General features: G+C 40.1%; 16 protein-coding genes, 2 tRNA genes and 2 pseudogenes. 15 read left to right on the plus strand and 5 right to left on the minus strand.

The annotated features are described in order from the left end of the window. Positions 1–77 precede the first annotated feature (77 nt). From AC07NA_RS00195 to AC07NA_RS00235, 9 genes are all read left to right on the plus strand, one after another. Positions 78–164, plus strand: a tRNA-Ser gene (locus tag AC07NA_RS00195). A gap of 97 nt (positions 165–261) precedes the next feature. Further along, positions 262–335, plus strand: a tRNA-Pro gene (locus AC07NA_RS00200). 308 nt (positions 336–643) lie between these two features. Further along, on the plus strand, positions 644–1,345 hold the full coding sequence (locus AC07NA_RS00205; protein ID WP_494894622.1) for an Arm DNA-binding domain-containing protein: 702 nt from the start codon (positions 644–646) through the stop codon (positions 1,343–1,345). 342 nt (positions 1,346–1,687) lie between these two features. After that, positions 1,688–3,157: a sodium:solute symporter family transporter gene (locus AC07NA_RS00210; protein ID WP_494894624.1), complete on the plus strand. Its 1,470-nt coding sequence runs from the start codon at positions 1,688–1,690 to the stop codon at positions 3,155–3,157. Continuing rightward, a complete protein-coding gene (locus AC07NA_RS00215; RefSeq protein ID WP_494894626.1) occupies positions 3,147–3,854 on the plus strand; it encodes an AraC family ligand binding domain-containing protein in 708 nt (235 codons plus the stop codon). The genes AC07NA_RS00210 and AC07NA_RS00215 overlap by 11 nt, the downstream gene beginning before the upstream one ends. Positions 3,855–3,861: 7 nt before the next feature. Beyond that, positions 3,862–5,637, plus strand: a complete 1,776-nt coding sequence (locus tag AC07NA_RS00220; RefSeq protein WP_494894628.1) for an asparagine synthase-related protein — start codon at positions 3,862–3,864, stop codon at positions 5,635–5,637. 12 nt (positions 5,638–5,649) lie between these two features. Next, positions 5,650–7,461, plus strand: a complete 1,812-nt coding sequence (locus tag AC07NA_RS00225; RefSeq protein ID WP_494894630.1) for a hypothetical protein — start codon at positions 5,650–5,652, stop codon at positions 7,459–7,461. Continuing rightward, the gene (locus tag AC07NA_RS00230; protein WP_494894632.1) at positions 7,448–9,151 is read left to right on the plus strand and encodes a hypothetical protein; all 1,704 of its coding nucleotides are present in this window, start codon (positions 7,448–7,450) and stop codon (positions 9,149–9,151) included. Before AC07NA_RS00225 ends, AC07NA_RS00230 begins: the two co-directional genes overlap by 14 nt. After that, positions 9,133–9,723, plus strand: coding sequence for a hypothetical protein (locus AC07NA_RS00235; protein WP_494894634.1), 591 nt, complete (start codon positions 9,133–9,135; stop codon positions 9,721–9,723). Before AC07NA_RS00230 ends, AC07NA_RS00235 begins: the two co-directional genes overlap by 19 nt. Here the strand turns inward: AC07NA_RS00235 and AC07NA_RS00240 are convergent. The 3 genes from AC07NA_RS00240 to AC07NA_RS00250 are packed head-to-tail and all read right to left on the minus strand — an operon-like array spanning position 9,720 to position 11,446. Beyond that, complete coding sequence (locus AC07NA_RS00240; protein ID WP_494894636.1) at positions 9,720–10,280, minus strand: AAA family ATPase; 561 nt, start codon at positions 10,278–10,280, stop codon at positions 9,720–9,722. The genes AC07NA_RS00235 and AC07NA_RS00240 overlap by 4 nt on opposite strands. A 4-nt stretch (positions 10,281–10,284) precedes the next feature. Beyond that, entirely contained in the window at positions 10,285–11,112 is an 828-nt protein-coding gene (locus AC07NA_RS00245) for a GTP cyclohydrolase II (RefSeq protein ID WP_494894638.1), read from the minus strand. A gap of 1 nt (position 11,113) precedes the next feature. Then, entirely contained in the window at positions 11,114–11,446 is a 333-nt protein-coding gene (locus AC07NA_RS00250; protein WP_494894640.1) for a hypothetical protein, read from the minus strand. A gap of 172 nt (positions 11,447–11,618) precedes the next feature. Here AC07NA_RS00250 and AC07NA_RS00255 point away from each other — a divergent pair. Then, positions 11,619–12,097, plus strand: a pseudogene (locus AC07NA_RS00255) (S1/P1 nuclease). Positions 12,098–12,318: 221 nt separating this feature from the next. Here the strand turns inward: AC07NA_RS00255 and AC07NA_RS00260 are convergent. Beyond that, positions 12,319–13,509 carry a DUF3696 domain-containing protein gene (locus AC07NA_RS00260; RefSeq protein ID WP_494895992.1) on the minus strand — a complete coding sequence of 397 codons (1,191 nt, stop codon included), beginning with the start codon at positions 13,507–13,509 and terminating at the stop codon, positions 12,319–12,321. Then, a pseudogene (locus AC07NA_RS00265) lies at positions 13,483–15,144 on the minus strand (AAA family ATPase); the annotation flags it as partial. The pseudogene AC07NA_RS00265 and the gene AC07NA_RS00260, both read right to left, overlap by 27 nt. A 958-nt stretch (positions 15,145–16,102) precedes the next feature. On the opposite strand from AC07NA_RS00265, the gene AC07NA_RS00270 reads away from it, so the two are divergent. From AC07NA_RS00270 to AC07NA_RS00290, 5 genes are all read left to right on the plus strand, one after another. Then, a complete protein-coding gene (locus AC07NA_RS00270) occupies positions 16,103–16,480 on the plus strand; it encodes a VOC family protein (RefSeq protein WP_494894642.1) in 378 nt (125 codons plus the stop codon). A 6-nt stretch (positions 16,481–16,486) separates the two neighbouring features. Next, on the plus strand, positions 16,487–17,500 hold the full coding sequence (locus tag AC07NA_RS00275) for an SDR family NAD(P)-dependent oxidoreductase (RefSeq protein ID WP_494894644.1): 1,014 nt from the start codon (positions 16,487–16,489) through the stop codon (positions 17,498–17,500). Between the two features lie 36 nt (positions 17,501–17,536). Beyond that, the gene (locus AC07NA_RS00280) at positions 17,537–18,364 is read left to right on the plus strand and encodes an AraC family transcriptional regulator (protein WP_494894646.1); all 828 of its coding nucleotides are present in this window, start codon (positions 17,537–17,539) and stop codon (positions 18,362–18,364) included. Between the two features lie 181 nt (positions 18,365–18,545). Continuing rightward, the gene (locus AC07NA_RS00285; protein ID WP_494894648.1) at positions 18,546–19,133 is read left to right on the plus strand and encodes an RNA polymerase sigma factor; all 588 of its coding nucleotides are present in this window, start codon (positions 18,546–18,548) and stop codon (positions 19,131–19,133) included. Positions 19,134–19,216: 83 nt separating this feature from the next. Further along, positions 19,217–20,218: a FecR family protein gene (locus AC07NA_RS00290; protein ID WP_494894649.1), complete on the plus strand. Its 1,002-nt coding sequence runs from the start codon at positions 19,217–19,219 to the stop codon at positions 20,216–20,218. Positions 20,219–20,277: the final 59 nt, after the last annotated feature.

Raw genomic sequence — 20,277 nt, forward strand, 5'->3', positions numbered from 1 at the left:
AAAACATAAATTTTTTTTTGACGGGAGGGTTGAATTACTATATTTGCAGACCCAAAACGGGGATTAGTTCATTAAACGGAGAGATGCCTGAGAGGCCGAAAGGAACAGTTTGCTAAACTGTCGTACTGGCAACGGTACCGAGGGTTCGAATCCCTCTCTCTCCGCATTAAAAGCAATTATTTAGCGGTTACGGCAGCTGGGAAAATACTTTTAAATAATGTTTGCAACAGCGAAATAAAAACGTACCTTTGCAAACCCTTTCGGGATGTAGCGTAGCCCGGTATCGCGCCACATTTGGGATGTGGAGGCCGCAGGTTCGAATCCTGCCATCCCGACGCTTACGGTGTCAAGCGATACCAAAAAGTCCTTAAATCTATGATTTAGGGGCTTTTTTATTTTATTCCTCCCCAATTCATTCAAGTTATATCAAAGAAAATGTACCCTATTCGGTGCCCCAAATCTATCGTTTATATTTGGGCACAAATAGCGTATTAAGTAACTGATAGTCAATTTGTTATTTGATTTATTTTGATTGGTTTTGGTGCCCTTTGCGGTGTTCCAAATAAACGGGCAAATCGCCCGCCTGCTAAAGCGCAGTAAAGCCCGTCAATCTGAAGCTATTGTAAAATAAAAATTGACGAATATGAAAACACAAAACAACACCTTTGGCGTGATCTTTTACCTAAGAAAGTACAAGGCCACCAATGACGGAAAAACACCTATCTATGCGAGAATTACTGTAAACGGGCATCGTACCGATGTTTCAGTAAAGCGCTCTATTGACCCAGCCAACTGGAATGCCAATAAGGGTATGGCTAAAGGTAGCAAAGAAGAAGTTGTAAAGCTGAACAATTACTTAGAGCAATACCGCTCCGGAATCGTAGAAAGCTACCAAAAGCTATTATTACAAAAGAAGCTCATTACGGCTGAATTAGTAAAAGATAAGTTCACAGGCGAAGATCAGGCAGAATTTACCCTGTGCAAGCTGATGAACTATCACAATAGTGAACAAGCGCAGGTATTGGAGCCAGGTACGTTGAAAAACTACTTTACTACCCAAAAGTATCTCAAAGAGTTTATACAGGAACGGTTTAACACCAGCGATAAATACCTTTCTGCACCCGCACGCTGGTTCGCATTAAACTGCGGATCGTCAGGCACATTCGTCGTATCGGTTGGGTTGATCGGGTTTGGCATGATAAAAAGGTTTGATGGTGGTTATGTTATTTCTGATTTAGATCAGCGTGCTTTCAGGTCAAACGTTGATCGGCAAATCATGACTGAGTTCGAACGGCGCCAAATAATACGCGATCTCTTGCGGAAAGGTGAATGCAGACATACGTGAAAAGTTAGGTAAGTTGTTTTATTACAACTTGTTGTGCTAAAAATAAATAAAACAATATCATAAAACCAAAAAATATTTAAATGATTATTATTTTGAATTGGAAAAGTTTTTCCATCTATAAATTGATGTTGATGGATCATTAACCGAAGTATCAGATTATCCAATAGCCATCCGGTTGTTAATGCCCACTGTTTCGATTTTACCATCAAATCATCTGATTTTGGGATTGCTTCTTGGGTGATCCACGCCATTTTCAATCCATCTATTTCTTTCGTCGGAACTTGTCGGGGAATCTCGAAAGGCTAAAGGTAGTGCTGAAAATGAACTTAAAAACACAACGCTATGTTAAGTCTTAATGAAGGTATTTTTTTGATCGTAGGTTACGGTGCAGTTTTATTACTGATCGTCTACATTGTCCATTTACGTAAAGGCACCAAAACCAATGCGTTTTTGGTCGCCAACAGAAATGTGTCGACTATCCGCGGCTCTTTAAGCATCGCTGCCGCCTGGATCTGGGCACCAGCAGTTTTCATCTGTTGCCAAAAAGCCTACGAACAAGGTATTGCAGGAGTTTTTTGGTTCACAGCGCCAAATATATTATGTTTTTTCGTTTTCGCTCCCTTTGCAGTTAGACTTCGAAAGCGTATCCCCAACGGGATCTCATTTCCGGATTATATTTATCATAGATATCAAAGCAAACCTTTACATATCGCATCACTCATCATATTTGTAGGATATCAGTTAGGGGCGATCATCATTAACTGTACTGCTGGCGGGGTGTTGTTAAGCTTGTTAACAGGATTGCCTTATCTGTTTTCGGTGCCATTAATGGCTAGCGTATCATTAAGTTATTCGCTGATCAGTGGGTTAAGGGCTAGTGTACTGACCGATGTCATTCAAATGGTATTGATCTTATCGATTGCTTTTGTCTTAGTACCTTGGGTAACACATGAAGCCGGTGGCTTCAAATCAATAACTGAACATCTCGGTGGGGTGACCGGAAAATTTGGGGATGTTTTTAATCCCGCTGTTGCCTTTGGTTTTGGTATAGCCTCTACCATCGGGTTAGTATCGGGGCCTTTTGCTGATCAGGTTTTTTATCAGCGCACGTTCGCTGTAAAAGAAAACGCTGTAGCAAAAACCTTCATGTATGGTGGTTTGATTTTCGGTATAGTTCCTATTATGCTTTCAGTTTTGGGATTTGTGGCAGCAAGCAATGCCGGAGTGATACATATTGTTAATCAAAACCCAGCGGTGAACAGCCAAATGGTAGGCCCGATTGCGATTGGTTACTTTCTTCCTAAGTGGGCCCTGATGGCTCACGCAATACTTTGTTTCGCAGGCCTTTCTTCAACATTAGATTCGACCTATTGCGCGACCAGTTCGCTGGCGACGGTAGATATCTACAAACGATATATCAACCCTGCTGCCACTTTAGAAAAATTGTTAAAGGTTGGCCGCATCAGTATGATATGTTTAGCGGTCGTAGGGATAAGCGTTGCATTAATGAAACCGAAATTAATTTGGGTATTCTTGATCTATGGGGCATTGGCCTCGTCCGCATTCTTCCCGGCTTATTTGAGTATATACTGGAAAAAGCTTACGGCAAAAGCCGCACTTTGGGCTATTATTCTATCTATCCTGTTAGGTACCACGTTATCTATTTACGCGAATATTAAGGAGGATACTAACCTGATTGTATTATCTTCTGTGACAAGCGTGGCTATTGGGCTGATCGTTTGCCTCTTATTCGCGGCGGGAAATAAAGACTACAAAAAAGAAGAACTAATTCTGGAAACTTATGGAGAATAAGCAATCATTTACAGGTTCTGAGATCAGCAACGGGTTGCTGTTCGACCTAAGCACTGAGCGCTATCCTTGCCGTGTACATGGTTTTGATAAAGGGGAATATGTCGCTAGTTCGCCAAAGCACACATCATTTGGTTATGTTGCCGAAGGTATCGCGCAGCTCGAATACAACGATCTTAGAATTCCGGCTAAAGCAGGGATGTATTTTTCAGTACCCGGCGAATTTACTTTGTCAGGTGGCAAGGGTTTCATCATCGAATACTTTAATTATCTTGGTTTTTTTCAACTTGGCGGCCCAGTAGAACCAAGTGGTCGTTTGAAGTATATTGACGGCTGTACGGATTCATTACTGGTGCAACCGATCAAAAAAGGTCACCCTTGTTTAAACGCTTTGTATTTTCCGGCATCGACATTTCAAACACAACACACGCACCCATCTTACCGCATAGGGCTGATACTTGACGGAGGCGGACACTGTTTGACACCTCAGGGATCGATTGAGTTAATTCCAGGGCATGTTTTTGTTATACATACCGATGGGATCCACTCCTTTGCAACCTTAGCTGATCTAGGGATGAATGTGTTTTCTTTCCACCCGGACAGTGATTATGGTCCGGAGGATGAAAATCACCCAATGATTAACAGGACCATCATCGAAGGAAAAAGTGCTAATCAAATGCCACAAATCTTTACGAAATAATTATCAAATGTGCAGAATCAGTTGTATCAAAGGTAACTTAAGTAAAAATAAGGCTATCAAGGAAATGGTCAATAATGAACAGCAATACGGAGGGACGCTCAAACAGGAATGCTATTCAGACCAGGACTTTACCTTATTATTAAATAGGTTCGATGTAACAAGTACCAAATTGAAATCAGGCGAATTTCCAATTGTTACTGACCGCTATGTGTTTGCTTTTAACGGAGAGATTTATGCTTTTCGCGACCAGATGTTTAAAACAAGTATGGCAAAAAGTGATGGACATTTCGCACTGCCGTTTATTGAGCAATATGGGCATGAGGCTTTTTTTCGGGAAGCAGATATCGAGGGCACGTTTTTTATCTATGACAAAAGAAATAAGGCGCTCTATGTCTATGTAGACCAGCTAAACACGAAAGGTTGCTATTATGCTATTACGCCAGGAAATATTATTGTGACGCAAGAGTTGTCGACAATAAAAAAAATATTAGACGATTGCCGGTCAAAAAAAGATACGGCAATTTTTACGCTAAAAAGGGGGCATTGTTTAAAAATCGCCTATGATAATCAATGGTGGACGTATGCTTATAAAACGAATTTCAATACCATATGGAAAGGAAATCAGCGACACTACAATCGCGGATTAGGAGATGCAATCAGGCAAGCAGTTAAGAACCGAATACCCTCGGAAGGCCAATTTGGCTTACTATGTAGCGGAGGGGTTGATAGCTCGCTGATATTGACACTTGTCATTCAATTGTTAAAGGAAACTGATGAACTGGACCGCCTGGTGATTTTTACATTGGGTGCTGATGATAACCCGCTAAAAGGAGAGGAAAATGACCTGGAAACCATGTATAAACTTGAGAAACAGTTAAACATAGAAAGTCATCATTTGCTTAAAGTAGTTTTTCCACAGCCGAATTGGGACGAGTTCTTGATCAAAAGTGAAATTTTAACAACAGACCCACATTTAATAGCCCCAAACCCCGCCGTCACTCAAGTTCGGCATATTATGACGATGTCGGCTGTACTGGCCCAAATTGCCTTAAGTCATTCACACATCAAAGTTGTGCTGTCTGGCGATTTCGCTGATGAAATATTTGGAGGGTATAACAGCATGCATACCGGCAATAAATATGAATTATTAAATAACATTCAAGTGAAATTAGATGATCTGCACCTTAATGACGCTGCAAGGGTAACATTGGCTAGTCTGAGGGGTTGCAAATTCCTGATCAAAAATTTACTCAATGGTAAACTCATAAGTCCCTCCGGTACCCCGACCGAAGCTTCATCGCACCCCATTGAAATAAGGACGCCGTATGCTTCGCATTTAGTAGCTGATGCATTGAGCATGTTCTCACGGGAAATGCTGGTTGGCGTCCGTCAAAACAAAGTTTATTCAAAATACCTACTGCGCTTGGTCGCAAATAAGTTGGGCGTTCCTTCGGAAATGGCCTGGCGCAAGAAAATGCCATTCAATGAAGGTGGTACAGGGGTAAGGAATATGGAACCCTACGCACAGGAAGAAAATGCAAGTATCCGTTACCTTGACCAACAGGGTTGCCAAACGGTGAAACTGGACCATTCGTTCCTACTTAGGTTTAATATTATTAAATATTTTGAAAATAATGATACTCATGGTTATGAATATGCCTTATATTGTGCCTCAATGTGCTCTGGATTAGACCTTTTGATCAAAGGTGGAACTTTTCGCGAACACATGCCCGATAGTAATTATACCAGCCGCGGGGATCTCGATCTGGTTTATTCAACCTAAACTGTAACAGCCATGCCGAAAAAATCGAAATTTGAGTTTAAAGTCCATTTTGTCAAGCATCAGGTTTTTTATACACCTGTCTATATGTGTGGACAGGATTATGTGATGAGCTTTGTTAACGAGCCGTACATGCAAAGCGACGCACGGCTGGTTAAGCAACTCTTTAACGATTCGGTATCTAAAGATGGCGTAATTGATATTTATCTTACCGGTGGTCCTGATGTAGTTTCATTTTTAAGAAACAATCCGGATATGGATCAAAACAAAAAAATCTATTTCTGGCTACCCTTAGTGGATCGTTTGCCCTTGCCGCTCATAAAGTCTAAAAGCGGCGGTCACGCTGATTACAGCATGCGCGATATTGTCAAAAATGAAAATATTGATGCGGTAATATCACCGCCTCAGGATACCACGCTTCATTATTTTTCGTCAAAATTCTACGACTCCGATGCTTTTATCGACAAATATATGAATGACGGTCTAACGGAAGAGGAAAATAGACTGATCCGGGAAGACCTTGGACAGACGGCAACGCTATTTAAAGGCCGGCTTCGTCCCCAGCCGGATTTCGAATCCATCACACACACGTTTAAAGAAAACCCGGAAGCGATCGCTTTTCTTTTGTCCGAAGATCCGGATATCAGAAAATTTAAAAAAATTAATCCACCAATGGATGTTATCGTCTTCACTTGTATCTATACCAAGGAAGATATCTGGGATGATCGCGATAAGCGCAATGCGTTGATAGAGTTTTGCCGGTCCGTAAGTTTAAATATTAACAACATACATGATTTTCATAAATTCTATAAAAAAACTGGCGAGGATTATTTGAATAATGAATTGCTGTCATCCATGCTCATTTTTTATAATAAAAAAATCGCTGCAGACCTGACACAAGATGAACGCAACGGTTTTATTCGAAGTTTAAAATATTTGGCTCAGCACCGGATTTTCGCCGTGAATTTGCTGACGGATCTTCAGCTTAAAAGCGAGAATCTATTGGCTGCTGCCGACAAGGAGATCAAAGATATTTATTATAAATATCGGCTTTACTATTGGATGAGCAGGGGCATCGTTGTGAATGTTCCTAAAGCAATAGACGACCAGCATGAGCGCGAGCAATCCCAGATGCAGTTTCTCGAAAGCATTAGCGCGTCGACGCATATGTTAAAAACCACAATTAATACTTTACTGAGTTATCCTTTAAACACCTTGAAAGAAATGATGGAGGATGAGGAATGTATAGATTTGTTGATTGAGGCTAAGGAAACTTTGTTGATCAATGCCGAGTTAATCAATTTGATATCAAAGTTAAGTACTAAGTCATACAGCGACGAAACCAGACGTGAAGCCCTTGTCGATTCAAAACTATATTCGACCGATTACACTAGTATTGATTTGACTGAGATCATTGAAAACCAATTGGAGATTGTAAGAAAAGACCCCACACTTCACGTAAATGAGATCGAATTGGTGAGCACAAACAGAATCATCATACCACCAAGTTTTTTATCCTTTCAAAAATTGCATCCTACTCCGAGGTTTTTTAAGATGATTGTTTTGACAATTATTGAAAATTGCCGCGCGTATGGGGAAGCAGTCAATGAAAAAATCGCCCTTACTGTGACGTTTAACGATCATGAGTTAACGTTTAAAAACCCTACTACCCATCATTTCAATTCAAAGGATGCTATCACAGGTAACTGGAGAGTTGTTGATACCTTATTGCGCCAGTTAAAGATAGGACGGGTTAAGCTCTCATCGCCGCCACCTTCAAAAGAATTTCTGACTGTAATTTCTGCTCAATACTATGGAAAAGATTAACGTTTTATGGATAGAAGATAACCCTATTCAAGAAAGTCTACAGGTACGGGTGCTTATCGCTCGGATCAAAACGCTCGCAAACCATTTCACGGCTGCAGATTATAAATTGGGCGTTCCTGCTATTCACTTCGACGATAAGGATTTAAAAAATTATCATCAGTTTTTTAATCTCCAGGTATTACAACACCCTTTAGAAATTAAGGATTTTATAACGATGTGTTTACAATTAGAGGATGAAAAAGGGATGGCAGCCTTCAAGAAAATGGGCGTAGTATTACCTGATATCATTGTATTTGATTATCACTTTGGTGCAAAAATAACAGTTAACCGGGGTGGCGGGGCGATTGGCTACACGCCAAAATTTCAAGCTGTTCGAGAATACATTAATCCTAATTTTAAGTTCAGGACGCATTACGAAAAATTGTTCGGAAAGCGTGTTTTTGAGCTGGAGGACGATAAAACAGGTGGTTTCTCCGCAGACGACTTCTTGATGAAGATTTCTAAAGCCAAAGACAAAGCCGAGATCAAAAAGAAAGACCGTGATGAATTGGATAATGACGATTTTGGTTTATTATCAGCAGTAGAGATTTTACGTGTGTTTAGGAATCATACCACTGTTGCTATTCCAGCTACTTATAACAAGCGGCAGATCGAACAGATGTCACTTCACGGCAAATATTTTGAGTGGTTAAATGAATATGATTTTACAATCGATTTCAACCGTTCGGAACGCGGAACAAAAAAATGGGATTATATTTTAAAAGACGCGGCGGTAGCTATGCAGGACCGGATAGTTCAGCAAGTTCGTCAAGGTAAACTTACTCCCTATCTTATCCGGTTATCTCAACTGGCCTGTGGCTTAGCTCAGGATGACCCCATCCATAGAAAGGTAACCTTACAGAATGCTTATGGTGTACATCAATACCCACTTGATGGTCTTTTTATCAACGTGGCGGCTGGCGAAGCCCGAAATCGGGCAATATCCGTTTGGGCGGAAAAATTATTTAAACAAGGCCTTGCTCGTGATGATAGTTCAGCAGAAAACAGTATCATCAAGGAAGCATTAAAACATGCGGATACTTTGTGGTCTGCCTATCAATCTCAATCTTTTTGTGATCGTCTGCAGCTATCTAAATTAGCTAAGATCAAATCAAGCAAAACTAACAATGTAATTAGCCAGGAATTGGAGGAAAAGTACCATGATTATCTCCACACCAATAAATATTTTGAGATACTGAAAGAAGGTAGCCGCAAAAACAATGAGGTTTTTATCATCAAAAATTGTGTAGAGCTCCGTAAGCTCATTCCAAAAAACACAAAGGCCAGTTACACGCAAACTGACCTGAATATTTTGTCATGGACCGCTTTATTTGTGATCCTACAGTTATATAAAAGCCGGGCAGATTATTTGAAGAAAGCAAAAATGTCGGCAGCCGTTCTGCCTAGTAGAAAGGAGTTGTTGACCTTACTTTTTCCAATTGCGTCTGCACCGTTGATCTTACCGATTGATAATGGTGACGAAACTAAGATGAATGCATTCGTTGCGCAACTTTTCTTCAAGCTCGATGATTTGGTGGAAGGGAACGCCAATTTGTTCCCGGAAGATCGCAAATTTATCCTACGGGCTTATGCAGCCTCGATTGGTTTAACTGATGAAAAACATATGCCGGAATGGATAAAAGCCTTATAAACTTTACGACAGATGCTGCCTTTATAGATGCCATCCGAAAGTACCAGAGCTATGCGCCCGATGAATTTACTGATGAAAAAAATGCGATCTTAACCGCCGTATATACATTTACGCTGAGGAACTATATGCCCAGTCTAAAAGTCATGCTTCGGCGGTATGGCAAAAGTGACATACGTCCCTATGATTTCCATGATATAGACGGCTTCAGGGATTTTTTATCGGATATTTTATCGGATAAGTTTGTTTTAGGTAATGCGCTCAAAAATTTTGATACCAATAAACCGGATTTTAAAGGTTATCTATTTACCATATGTCGCCACAAGCTTGTCGATATCATCAATAAGAATAATGTAGACCTCTCCCCTGATGGTGATGAAACAGGTGGCGACGCTGATATTGAAGATAGAGAGAGTATTGCTGCTACATACCCGTTGCTTTTTGAAGATGAACTGGATGATCGCAGAATGCTTTATTGCTCGCACAAACTGCTATCCCTTCCCACAGAGGTACGTCACAGTTTATCGCCAACCGCGACATCTGTTTTGCTACAATGGCGACCGGAACATGGTTAAGCTGTATGATAAAGATAGTGGGCATAAACAAGGCTGGCCACCTGTTGAAGATCACCAACATGGTTACGCACCGTAATATCGGCGGCTAACGGGTGAGCGTCGATATAAGTAAATTCATCTTCAAGTTCTTTTCGCCGCGTACCATCCGGGTCACGGCCATCTTTCAGCCGTTCAAAAAGAATTTCGCGGTTTGCAGTAAGTAGTAAAACGGAAAGTACATCGAAGTGCGGTCTCATGAATTCAATACGTTCAAGCGGCCACTCTAGTACCGGGAAATATCCCTGCACGACTAATCCTCGAATGGCTTTCCGGGTAATGCCGTACCAAGTACCATACTTCTGGTTAAGGTTAACCAACAGGCCTTTATTTTCGAGTTCAAGAAGCTCAGGTAAGGTTGCCTGAATTTTCTCAATACCATCCTTTTCGTTATCCCTTAAATCCCGTGTTGTAATAACCTGAACGTGGCGAAACCTTTCATCAAGGCCCCTTAGATAACGGGCAACGGTCGATTTACCGCTGCCCGATGGTGCACAAAGTAAAAGTAATTTATTGTTCATGATGTTAATGTTTGTGGCCAAGATGCTCGCGTTTGGCGTTACCATTGCGGATACTCAGGTCTGGTGCATCTTGCGGCCTGATCTCCAAGAAATCGCAGTTGTAACCATTTTCTTTCAGCGCTTTCATCTTATACGGGTTATTGGTTTGTAATAACAAGCGGATATCGTTATTAATACCAAAGTATTTTAAGATGGCCACACAGCCTAAAAAATCGCGCTTATCTAAAATAGTGATGGCTGGAAACAAATCTACATCTATATCCTCCAGGTAAACTGCACGAAGCAGAGACCCGGCTACTGTATCCACACCGAGTTGGGTGCAGATAGATAACTGATCCAGTTTTGAGGAGATGCCTTTACCTCGCCCTTCATGCTTTTTGATATGCACGATCAGCCCTTCTCCCTGTTGTTGGATCATTTGCATCGCCATAGATAGCTGCTGCATACAATCACAGGTTTCGTCATGAAATAGCATTTGGGTTTCGCAGTGGCTGTCAAAACGCGTTAATAATTTATCCGGCGTAAAAACCGGCATACGCCATTCGTCATAAGCCTTAGCTTTCACTAGCACACTGTATTCTAACCATTCGTCATCTACCTCAAATGCGTATTGCATAAACTCGCCAAATTGATTAACGATATTTCCAATGCCGATACACTTTACGGTAAATTCACGCAGCATCTCATTATCGGTAAGGTGGATAACTTGTTGCGGTGGACGGTGTTGGGGCGATAAGAAGCTTAATTTTTCCAATAAGGCTTCTACGCTGATACCAAGGGTTCCGGCAATGCGGGTCAAGGTTTTGGTGCTGTTTTTTAAATCAGGTTTCATATTACGCTATTTTTGTTTTGTGAAAGTGACTGTGTAATAGGCGAAAGGCTACCCGTTTCTCCTTCGCGTAAAGCATCGGTACCGCGATCAGTTTTTTGCATGTGCATACCAGGTTGGGCAAATCCTTTACCTGGAGGATACGATCAGAACTCGGGATGTTTAAAAACTCCTCTGCTTTCTCTATGCGGTCGAGATATAAGCGGTGCAGATTACCCGTCCCATCCTTTTGGTAAGTAATCAGCGGCTGGCTACAAGCAGCACAGGTGATTTGTAACCGCTCCGACCTTGCTCCCCGGCTCCGGTAAAATCTATCTTTTTTTATCTTCTGTTTCATATTTATAGCTACTACTGACCGAACGCAACAAATTCCCGACGAAGCCCGATGAATAAAATTAAAGCGGTACCTTTGAGATATACCGCTATGAAAAAACGAGTTTATCTTATTGGGTTAATGAGCCTGTTGCTAATATCCTGGGGACGTACCGGACACAATGTGACGGGGGCGTATCGCAGAGAATCATTTGACGCCGCAGGCGAAAACTGCGATTTATAGTTTGTTGGGTAGTCAGGCTTTGCCGGATATCGCGAGTTGGGCGGATGAGCTGCGTAATGACCCGCAGTATACGAATACGGCTTCCTGGCATTTTATCAATTTGCCACTGGGGCTGAATAAAAGTGATTTCGAAACAAAGCTCAAAGGACTAGGGCCGGATAATGTGTATGGTGCCATTTTAAAATGTGAAGCCGACCTGAAGATCCGAACATTACCCAGGCACAAAAAACGGATGCATTGAAATTCCTGGTACATTTCGTTCGTGATATTCATCAGCCGATGCATGTGAGTCGCGCAGAAGATAAGGGCGGTAATACGATACAGGTAAATTATGATGGGAAAACCCCAATTAAGAAGATAAATGAGACAGATATTGAAAAATGCCTCGATGTTATTAGTAAGAAAACAATAAAGAAAAACATCTTTTTCTGAAAGACCCTATACAACTAAATTTAAGTCGTCAATCTTGCGGGTAACAAATGGCTGCAAAGATAATAAACAAGGATTAATTCGTTTGCGATTTAATAATAGCAGAAATTAATTAATGCAATTACACAAAATATGTCCCGATAGTCTATTGAAACCGGTCTAAATGAACTTAAAATAAATTTAAATAAAAACTATAAGTAGAAAATGGCAACAAACAATATCATCTATAAACAACTAAAAATAGCCTCAACTTTAGCCACGTAACCCTCGGCTGTACTTTGATCAATAATGTCATTCGCACAAACAGCGTCAGTATAAGTATGTCCGGCACAGTTTCTTAAATCCAATAGGTATCGACAAGTGTCAAATAATATCTCAGCTGAACTATAATTGCTCCAAACGCCGCTAAGATAATTTGCAAAAGCTTCCATCAAAGGAACGGTACTATAACTATAGGTCGCATTCCTAAACGGAGAGATATAGTATAATAGTTCAAAGATTTGAGTCAATTCCCCGAATTTATATGTCGAAGCACTATTGTTCGTAAAGGTTCTCAAATGGTAGATACATATCTTGATTTGGTTGCCACTCCCGACACCAATGTTGTCAGTGTTGGGCATATGAATCCCGAGGTTGTTTATGGTATTGACTAATTTATCTCGATAATTTGCTGTAGTAGACCAAGTACTTTTGTCTGCTGAATTTAAGGAATTTTTGAAATCATTCATCCATTTGATCATCTGAAATTCAACCGCCCGACCATATTGAATGACGACAGGCGCGAAGTCAGCTGAGCTTCCTAAGGTCTTCAAAAGAAATTTCCCGGTTGATAGGTATCGAAGCGTTTTTGAATGATCTATTTTAGTTGGGTCTATGATAGATCGAATTTCATTTTCATAGGTGGTGTAGTCCGCTTTCGCCGTATATTCATCAATCTTACGTAATTGTTCATTTATAAGTAATTGAAGCTCGGATTCTTTTTCTTCTTTCTGTTTTTTAGTATCAAAAAGCCGCTTCTCCAATTCTTCTTTTCCTGTAGTTGCAATTAATAATTGGTTATTAAGCTCGCCAATTTTATTATCATATTCTTTAAGGGTTTCGCCCGACTTAATTTGTTGTTCTTTTATTGACTCATAATCTTCAATAAAACGATCTCGCTGTATATTTAATAAACTAAGTTTCAAATTACTCTGTTCATCAAAAAAACCTTGACCAAAATATTTGTCATATTCGATGCTGCCATCATCATCTATCTTGACTTCATTAACATATCTATCTTTCAAACCCACTTCAACCTCACTGGGATGATTAAAATAATACATTTTAATATCGTTGGGGGAGACTATTTTCTTACCTACATATTCCTGAAATTTGTAGATAAGATATTCACTGTGCGTTTCTAGAAGAAATTGGATGTTGAATCTTGAGGCAGCGTCAATGAACAATTCCGCAATTTTCGATTGTAAAGACGGATGAAGATTGGCTTCAGGTTCTTCTATTAGTAGGGTCGAAGGGCTAAAATATATTGCAGTTTGGTGAGAGCCATCCAGCTCATCGTGATTATACTCGTTAATGCGTTTCTGCTTATAAGCAACAATTGCAATTTTCATAATGATTGGGAGCAATTGTGATACGCCATACCCAAGATCAACAAGTGGTGTTTTCGAGCCGTCGAAATTGACAAGGAAGATTTTTGTTAAACCAATCGTCTCATCTCTGAACACAGACAGTTCCTTTCCGATCTTAAATCCTTTTTGTTTCTCCTGGCCTTCCTCAATAATTTCGCCTTTTCCTACCCAGAAATTCACAAAATTCTGAATTTGCTTATACTGGTTGAAATAGATGGCAGAAAAATCCCTGGCGATTTGAATGTCCTCACTATTCTGCTCATCGATGAACCATTCCCTGTTTCTACCCCTGGTAGTTGGTAAGAAATAGATTTTTTTTAAACTTTCAAATGTCTTTCCAACAGCTCTGAAAAAATCTTTTTCAATGCCTTCTAATAAAAATTTGAAAATTTCGCTATTAGGAGTTGAACGCGGAAATGGATCTTTGAAAAGCTCTCTGAAGGTTGATTCACCGTTAGCATTTAATTCTTTATCGGACAATTCTTCCTGTAATTCTGCACGAATAATATCTCTGTCCATTCCGCCAAATATGCTACAGAAGTTATTTTTAAAACTCTCTGTAGCGTCGCTATGGCTATTATCTTTTCCGATTAGCAATTCGTTCGTGACACTCTCCTGTATGGCCAAAAGCTTGTTCTTTTGCGCTTCCTCAAGGTTAGAGTAATCTGAAAACAAGTATTTTCCTTCACTTAGTAACTCAATGAATTCTTGGTAAGCGTCTGATTTGCTGTCGAAAAATGGTCGGTCAAAATCGACTTTCCCATCCTTTTTTATTCTGGCAAAAAGGTCAAGAGTAAGATATTCTTCGAGTTCTTGATCCGGTTCACGATATTCTTTATTTTCTACCAGGGATGCCGTTGAAAGAAGTTCGATGATCTTTTTTAGATCAATACTTGTTTTTAAAGTCCAATCAGGTCCGTCCTCATAGTTCTCCATATAGCCTATCAGATTCGACCAGTGTAGATATTCACCATCCTTTACAATAGCAATACTTTTGATATCGTGCGAGACCCTTTTTTCAACGGGTGTGGTCTTGCTGATGATACGATTAAGATCATACCTTATCTCAAAAGACGCCGCGATCTCCCGGCCGCTTCCTATACTTACCGGAAAACCAAAAATTAAATCTTCTGGATCTTCAAAAATTGGCACCTTAATCTGGTCGCCGTTGGAGTCATTATAAAAATCAGAGATCCGGGAGTACACGCTGCGATTTTTTGGGATATCTGAATTTTTGAATTTCGCCATTATTCCACGGTTGACAATTCTTTCAAGATCTCCAAGCTCATGCCTCATGCTCTTAAAATCTAAATATTCTGAAACGATACCATTTTCGTAATTATGTACCAAGAACTGTATCGCTTTGAAAACAGTGCTTTTCCCTGCGTTATTGGTTCCTGTTATCAAAGTAATAGGTGCGAATTTGAGTTCTTCTTTCGTACTGAAAGTTCAAAAGTTCTGTAACCCCAATCCTTTTAAATTTGGCATTTTTATAGCTTATTATATTTACGTTTAATATATACAATTATTTATGGATGAATACCATTTGTCAGAAAAAAATAGTCAAGAACAACTCGCATATGACTAGGAAATGTCTGCCATTGAGAAAGACAGTTAATTAGCTCATCCCGGTATGTATGCAACTAACAATATCAGAATCTGCGAGCAGTATGGCCCCTTGGTCGATTCATTTTCGATTCCTACCCGAAAGCCAAACAACGATTTGACGTGGTAGCCGCCCCGCTGCTACACACAATGGCACACGGCTAAAAAAACTCATCCTGATTGGATAATTTAACTTTAAAACATTGTTATATTTGTAAAAATAGTTCATTGACTATCACTTATAGGTTTAAATAGGCTTCAAAGCCACCAAATAAAAGCATATTATATGTGCCCTATTCGGTGCCCGTTCCTGTTTAAATTGATATAATATACTGAATATCATAGATATAAATGGCTAGGTAATCATCCTGCCATCCCGACAGAAAGCGATACTATGTATCAAAACCCTCTGAATCGAAAATTCAGAGGGTTTTGATTTTCAGCATGTTTGACTGATCAGCAATAGGAAGAACCTTCGTTTATTTGGTCGAGGTTTAGTGGCCTACATGTTGCAAAACGCTTCAGGATTTATTTTTCACATCGCTATATCCAGCAAAGATCACCTTTTTGCTATTATACTTTATCTTATGACGCTGCAAAGGCCGCGTTGATAATTCTTAAAGCCCCAAGTATTACAAGAATTAGAAATAGCACATCGAGTCTTTTTGATTAAATCCACTCAATATTGGCCTTCTAAGCAAAGTAAAATAAGCCTTTAAAACAAAGCCTTGGCTTTGCAATCGGAATACCTTTGGATATACAAAAAATCAAAATTATGATTGATCATATTATATTAACAGTAAGCAGTTTCGAGCGTTCAGTGGCTTTTTATACAAAAGCTTTCGAGCCACTTGGCATCTCTATGTCTATGAATTTTAAGGGGCAGGATGGTCACCCGGATTTAAAAGGTTTTGGCGATGGACAAACCATATTCTTTTGGCTTAAAGAAGGCAATCCAAATCCAAGTGGCGTACATATTGGATTTGTGGCAGAAAGTCATGAGCAAATTAATTCATTTTATGAAGAAGCTTTGAAAGCGGGGGCTCAGCCGATGCATGCACCGAGGGTTTTTCCGGAATACTACCCTGGTTATTATGCTGCATGGGTGCTTGATCCTGATGGATATGAATTAGAACTTGTTCATAAAATCTAAATTATAATGGAACAGAATAATTATAATGGGTTATTACAGCATCCCCTGGTTTCGGGCTTTGACGCAGCTTCTACTACAAACGATGTAATTAAAGGTATCAATCTCACAGGAAAAACGGCAATTGTAACTGGCGGCTATGCAGGTATTGGCCTTGAAACGGTTAAAGCCTTGGTTTACGCGGGTGCAACGGTTATCGTACCTGCCAGAAATATAGAAAAAGCAAAAAGGAGTTTAGAAGGGATTACAAACGTAGAAGTGGAGGCAATGGATCTAATGAATCCGAATTCCATTGATACATTTACGGAGAAATTTTTAATTTCCGGTAGGCCCCTGCATTTACTGATCAATAATGCGGGTATCATGTGGGTTCCGTTGCAACGTGATGAACGTGGGTATGAATCGCAACTTTCTACCAATTATTTGGGACACTTTCAATTAACTGCAAAACTTTGGAGCGCATTGGTTAAAGATGGCGCTGCAAGGGTAATTAATGTTTCATCATGGGGGCATCACTTTTCTCCTTTTGTATTTGATGATCCTAACTTTCTTCATAGAGAATTTGAATCTTTCTCTGCTTACGGGCAATCGAAAACAGCCAGTATTCTTTTTTCGTTAGAATTGGATAACAGGGGGCAAAAACATGGCGTTCGTTCATATTCATTACACCCTGGTATCATATCAGAAACTGAATTAGGTAGAAATGTACCGCATGAGGATTTGGTAGCTTATGGTATTTTTGATGAGAATGGAAAAGTGATCAATGATCCTTCAAAAGGATTGAAGTCTCTTTCTCAGGGTGCCACAACAACAGTTTGGTGTGCAACAACCCCTAAACTTAACGGAATAGGTGGTGTATATTGTGAAGACAATGATATTGCTGAGCTTGACCATTTATTAATCGAAGAAACAGTAGAAACTGGCCTGATGAGAAAGGTAATGCCTTATGCACTGGAAAAAGAATCAGCTAAAAAACTTTGGGCTTTGAGTGAAATGTTGACAGGTACAGTTTTTGCCATTTAACGCTCTTTTATTGTGTAGATTTATGTTTTAATCGATATGTCTGGAAAAGAACAAAGTGAGTATGCTGAAATACTGTTGTCATGTATAGAGGAAAAATATTTCAAAGATGAGATTGCCATGGAGCATCATTCTTTTGCCAGAATCATTTCTGGTGAAATGAAGGTGGTACAGGCAGACAGGTCTTACTTGTTTGGTGCAGGCGATACACTGCTTTTTCCCTGCAACCAGCTATCTACGCTGATCAAAAACCCCAAGGAGGGATTACCTTATAAAGCAATTGTTATATTTTTCAGGCCAAATAGGCTAAAGGAGTTTTATGCGGGTAATCCACCTCAATTTACAGAGGTTAACAACCATCAGGTTAAAATTTATGAGAAGCACCCGATGTTGGAAAGCTTTTTTGCTTCGCTAATTCCCTACTATGATTTGGACAGCAAACTACCGGAAAAAATCATATCGGTGAAGATTGAAGAGGCTATTACGATTCTACGGGCGCTTGATCCGAATATTGATAATGTGTTAGCCGATTTTTCCCAATTGGAAAAAATCAACATAGTAGAGTTTATGGAACAAAATTATATGTTCAATATGAACATTGAAAAATTCGGGCTTATGACCGGGCGAAGCTTGACCACATTTAAACGCGATTTCAAAAAGGCTTTCAATACTACGCCTCAGAAATGGCTTATCGAGAAAAGGTTAACACTTGCCCATCACCAGTTGGAAAAACAAGGAAGGAAACCAATCGAGGTCTATCTGGAAACTGGCTTTGAAAATCTTTCGCATTTTTCCTTTGCCTTTAAAAAGCATTTTGGCTATCCACCTACAATTCTTGGCGGTAAAAAAAATGTACTTAGTAATTAGGTAATCAGCGTAATGGATAGATAGATGGAATTGTGGTTCGACGTAAAAACGCGGCTAAATATGGCACGCACAAAATATGGCATAACAATACAAGATCACCAAAGCGTGCAATAAGTTAACACAGTTTTAATATAGCCATATCCCCGGCATGCTACCTTTGGTATGTTTACATATACACGGTATGCCATTGCAACAATACAATGATCAGGAACTTTTAGCGCAATGGCAAAAGGGCAGCAAACGTGCTTTCGATGTATTGTTTAATCGGTATTTTCAAAAGCTTTTTCAGTATACCCTAAAGCGTGTAAATAACAGGGAGCTGGCAGAAGAACTGGTTATGGATGTGTTGTTGCGCTTATGGCAGCATAAAGACAACCTGGATGCCGAAAATACCCTGAATGCTTACCTTTTCCGCTCGGTAATGAACGGAATAATAGATCATTTAAGAAAGAACGCCATCCAAACTTTAACCATTGAGGGCATGAGTTTGGAACACTTGAGCGTTCCGAGCCACGAAATTCACCTTCATCAGCAAGACCTCAACAATATATACCTCGAAACACTCAGCGGCCTCAGCCCTAAACGTAAACTCACCTTCGAACTTAGCAGGCAGGAAGGAAAGAGCCATAAAGAAATTGCTGCCGAGATGGATATATCGGTAAGTACCGTTAAACAGCACATCAATGCCACACTTGGCGTATTAAGAGAAACCATGAAAGACCATACAGATGTGGCTTTCACGCTGCTGCTCGCCGTTACCCTTTTTTAATACACCCCGCCACTCAAAAAATATTTATTTTCTGATTAGTACCATGCGCTGCTGCTTACGTATTAGATAGTAAGAGAACAGGCATGCAGGAAACAGAAATAAAGATCTTATTAAAAAAATACATCGATCAGCAATGTTCGCCTGAAGAACTGGCTTTTGTGTTGAATTATATTCAGCATCCCGAAGGAAAGCAAGCATTGGAAGAGATGCTTTTAGAAGACTGGAATAATTTCGAAATTGATAAGACCACTCCAACTGAAGATGCAGACCGGTGGTATGAACAACTTAACAACCGGACGACAGAACAACAACCCATTCCTGTTTTGCGCAGCTACGCGTGGTTAAAATATGCCGCCATATTATTACTGGTAACCGGCCTGGGGGCATGGTTGCTGCTTGAATGGCTACCCAAAGAAACTTCGGGGCAGATCGCTTTGTTAGAAAAATATAACCCACGCGGGCAACGTACGAGGATTACCTTACAGGATAGTTCGGTTGTTTACCTCGGTGCCGACAGTCGGTTGCGTTATCCCGAATTATTGAATGGCAATACCCGTGAAATATTTTTAGAAGGAGAGGCTTTTTTTGAAGTAAAGCATGATGTTAAACATCCTTTTATAGTACATACCGGCAGGGTGCAAACCCAGGTGTTGGGCACCTCATTTAAAATAGAAGCCTTTAAACATCAGCGCCTCACGGTGGCCGTTGCTACCGGCAAGGTAAGTGTTGGTTATAAAGACCATAACGATTCGTTAAGATCACTCGCTGTACTTACCCCTGGCAAAGAAGTAAGCTTAAACGCGGCAAATAAAGCGGTGATCACTACCGTGGCTGTAGCTGATATAATAGGCTGGGCAGACGGAAGTTTAGCCTTCAACGATGCCCGCCTTGACGAAATAGCCCGTGAACTGGAAAGGTGGTACAATACAAAAATTATCATCAAAGGCGACAAGCTGAAAGCCTACAGCTTAAATATAAATGTTAATGGTAAGGCCCCTGTAACGCTGGCGCTTGATGCCATTATGGGAGCCACGGGTTTAAAGTACCGTGTTAATAAACATCAAATCATCATATCCCCTAAGTAAACACTACAGGAGAAAAATATGCATAAATAATTTTACCCTAAAATAAAGAAATCTACTCC

The sequence above is a fragment of the Mucilaginibacter sp. GW821-FHT07G05 genome, assembly GCF_059418565.1.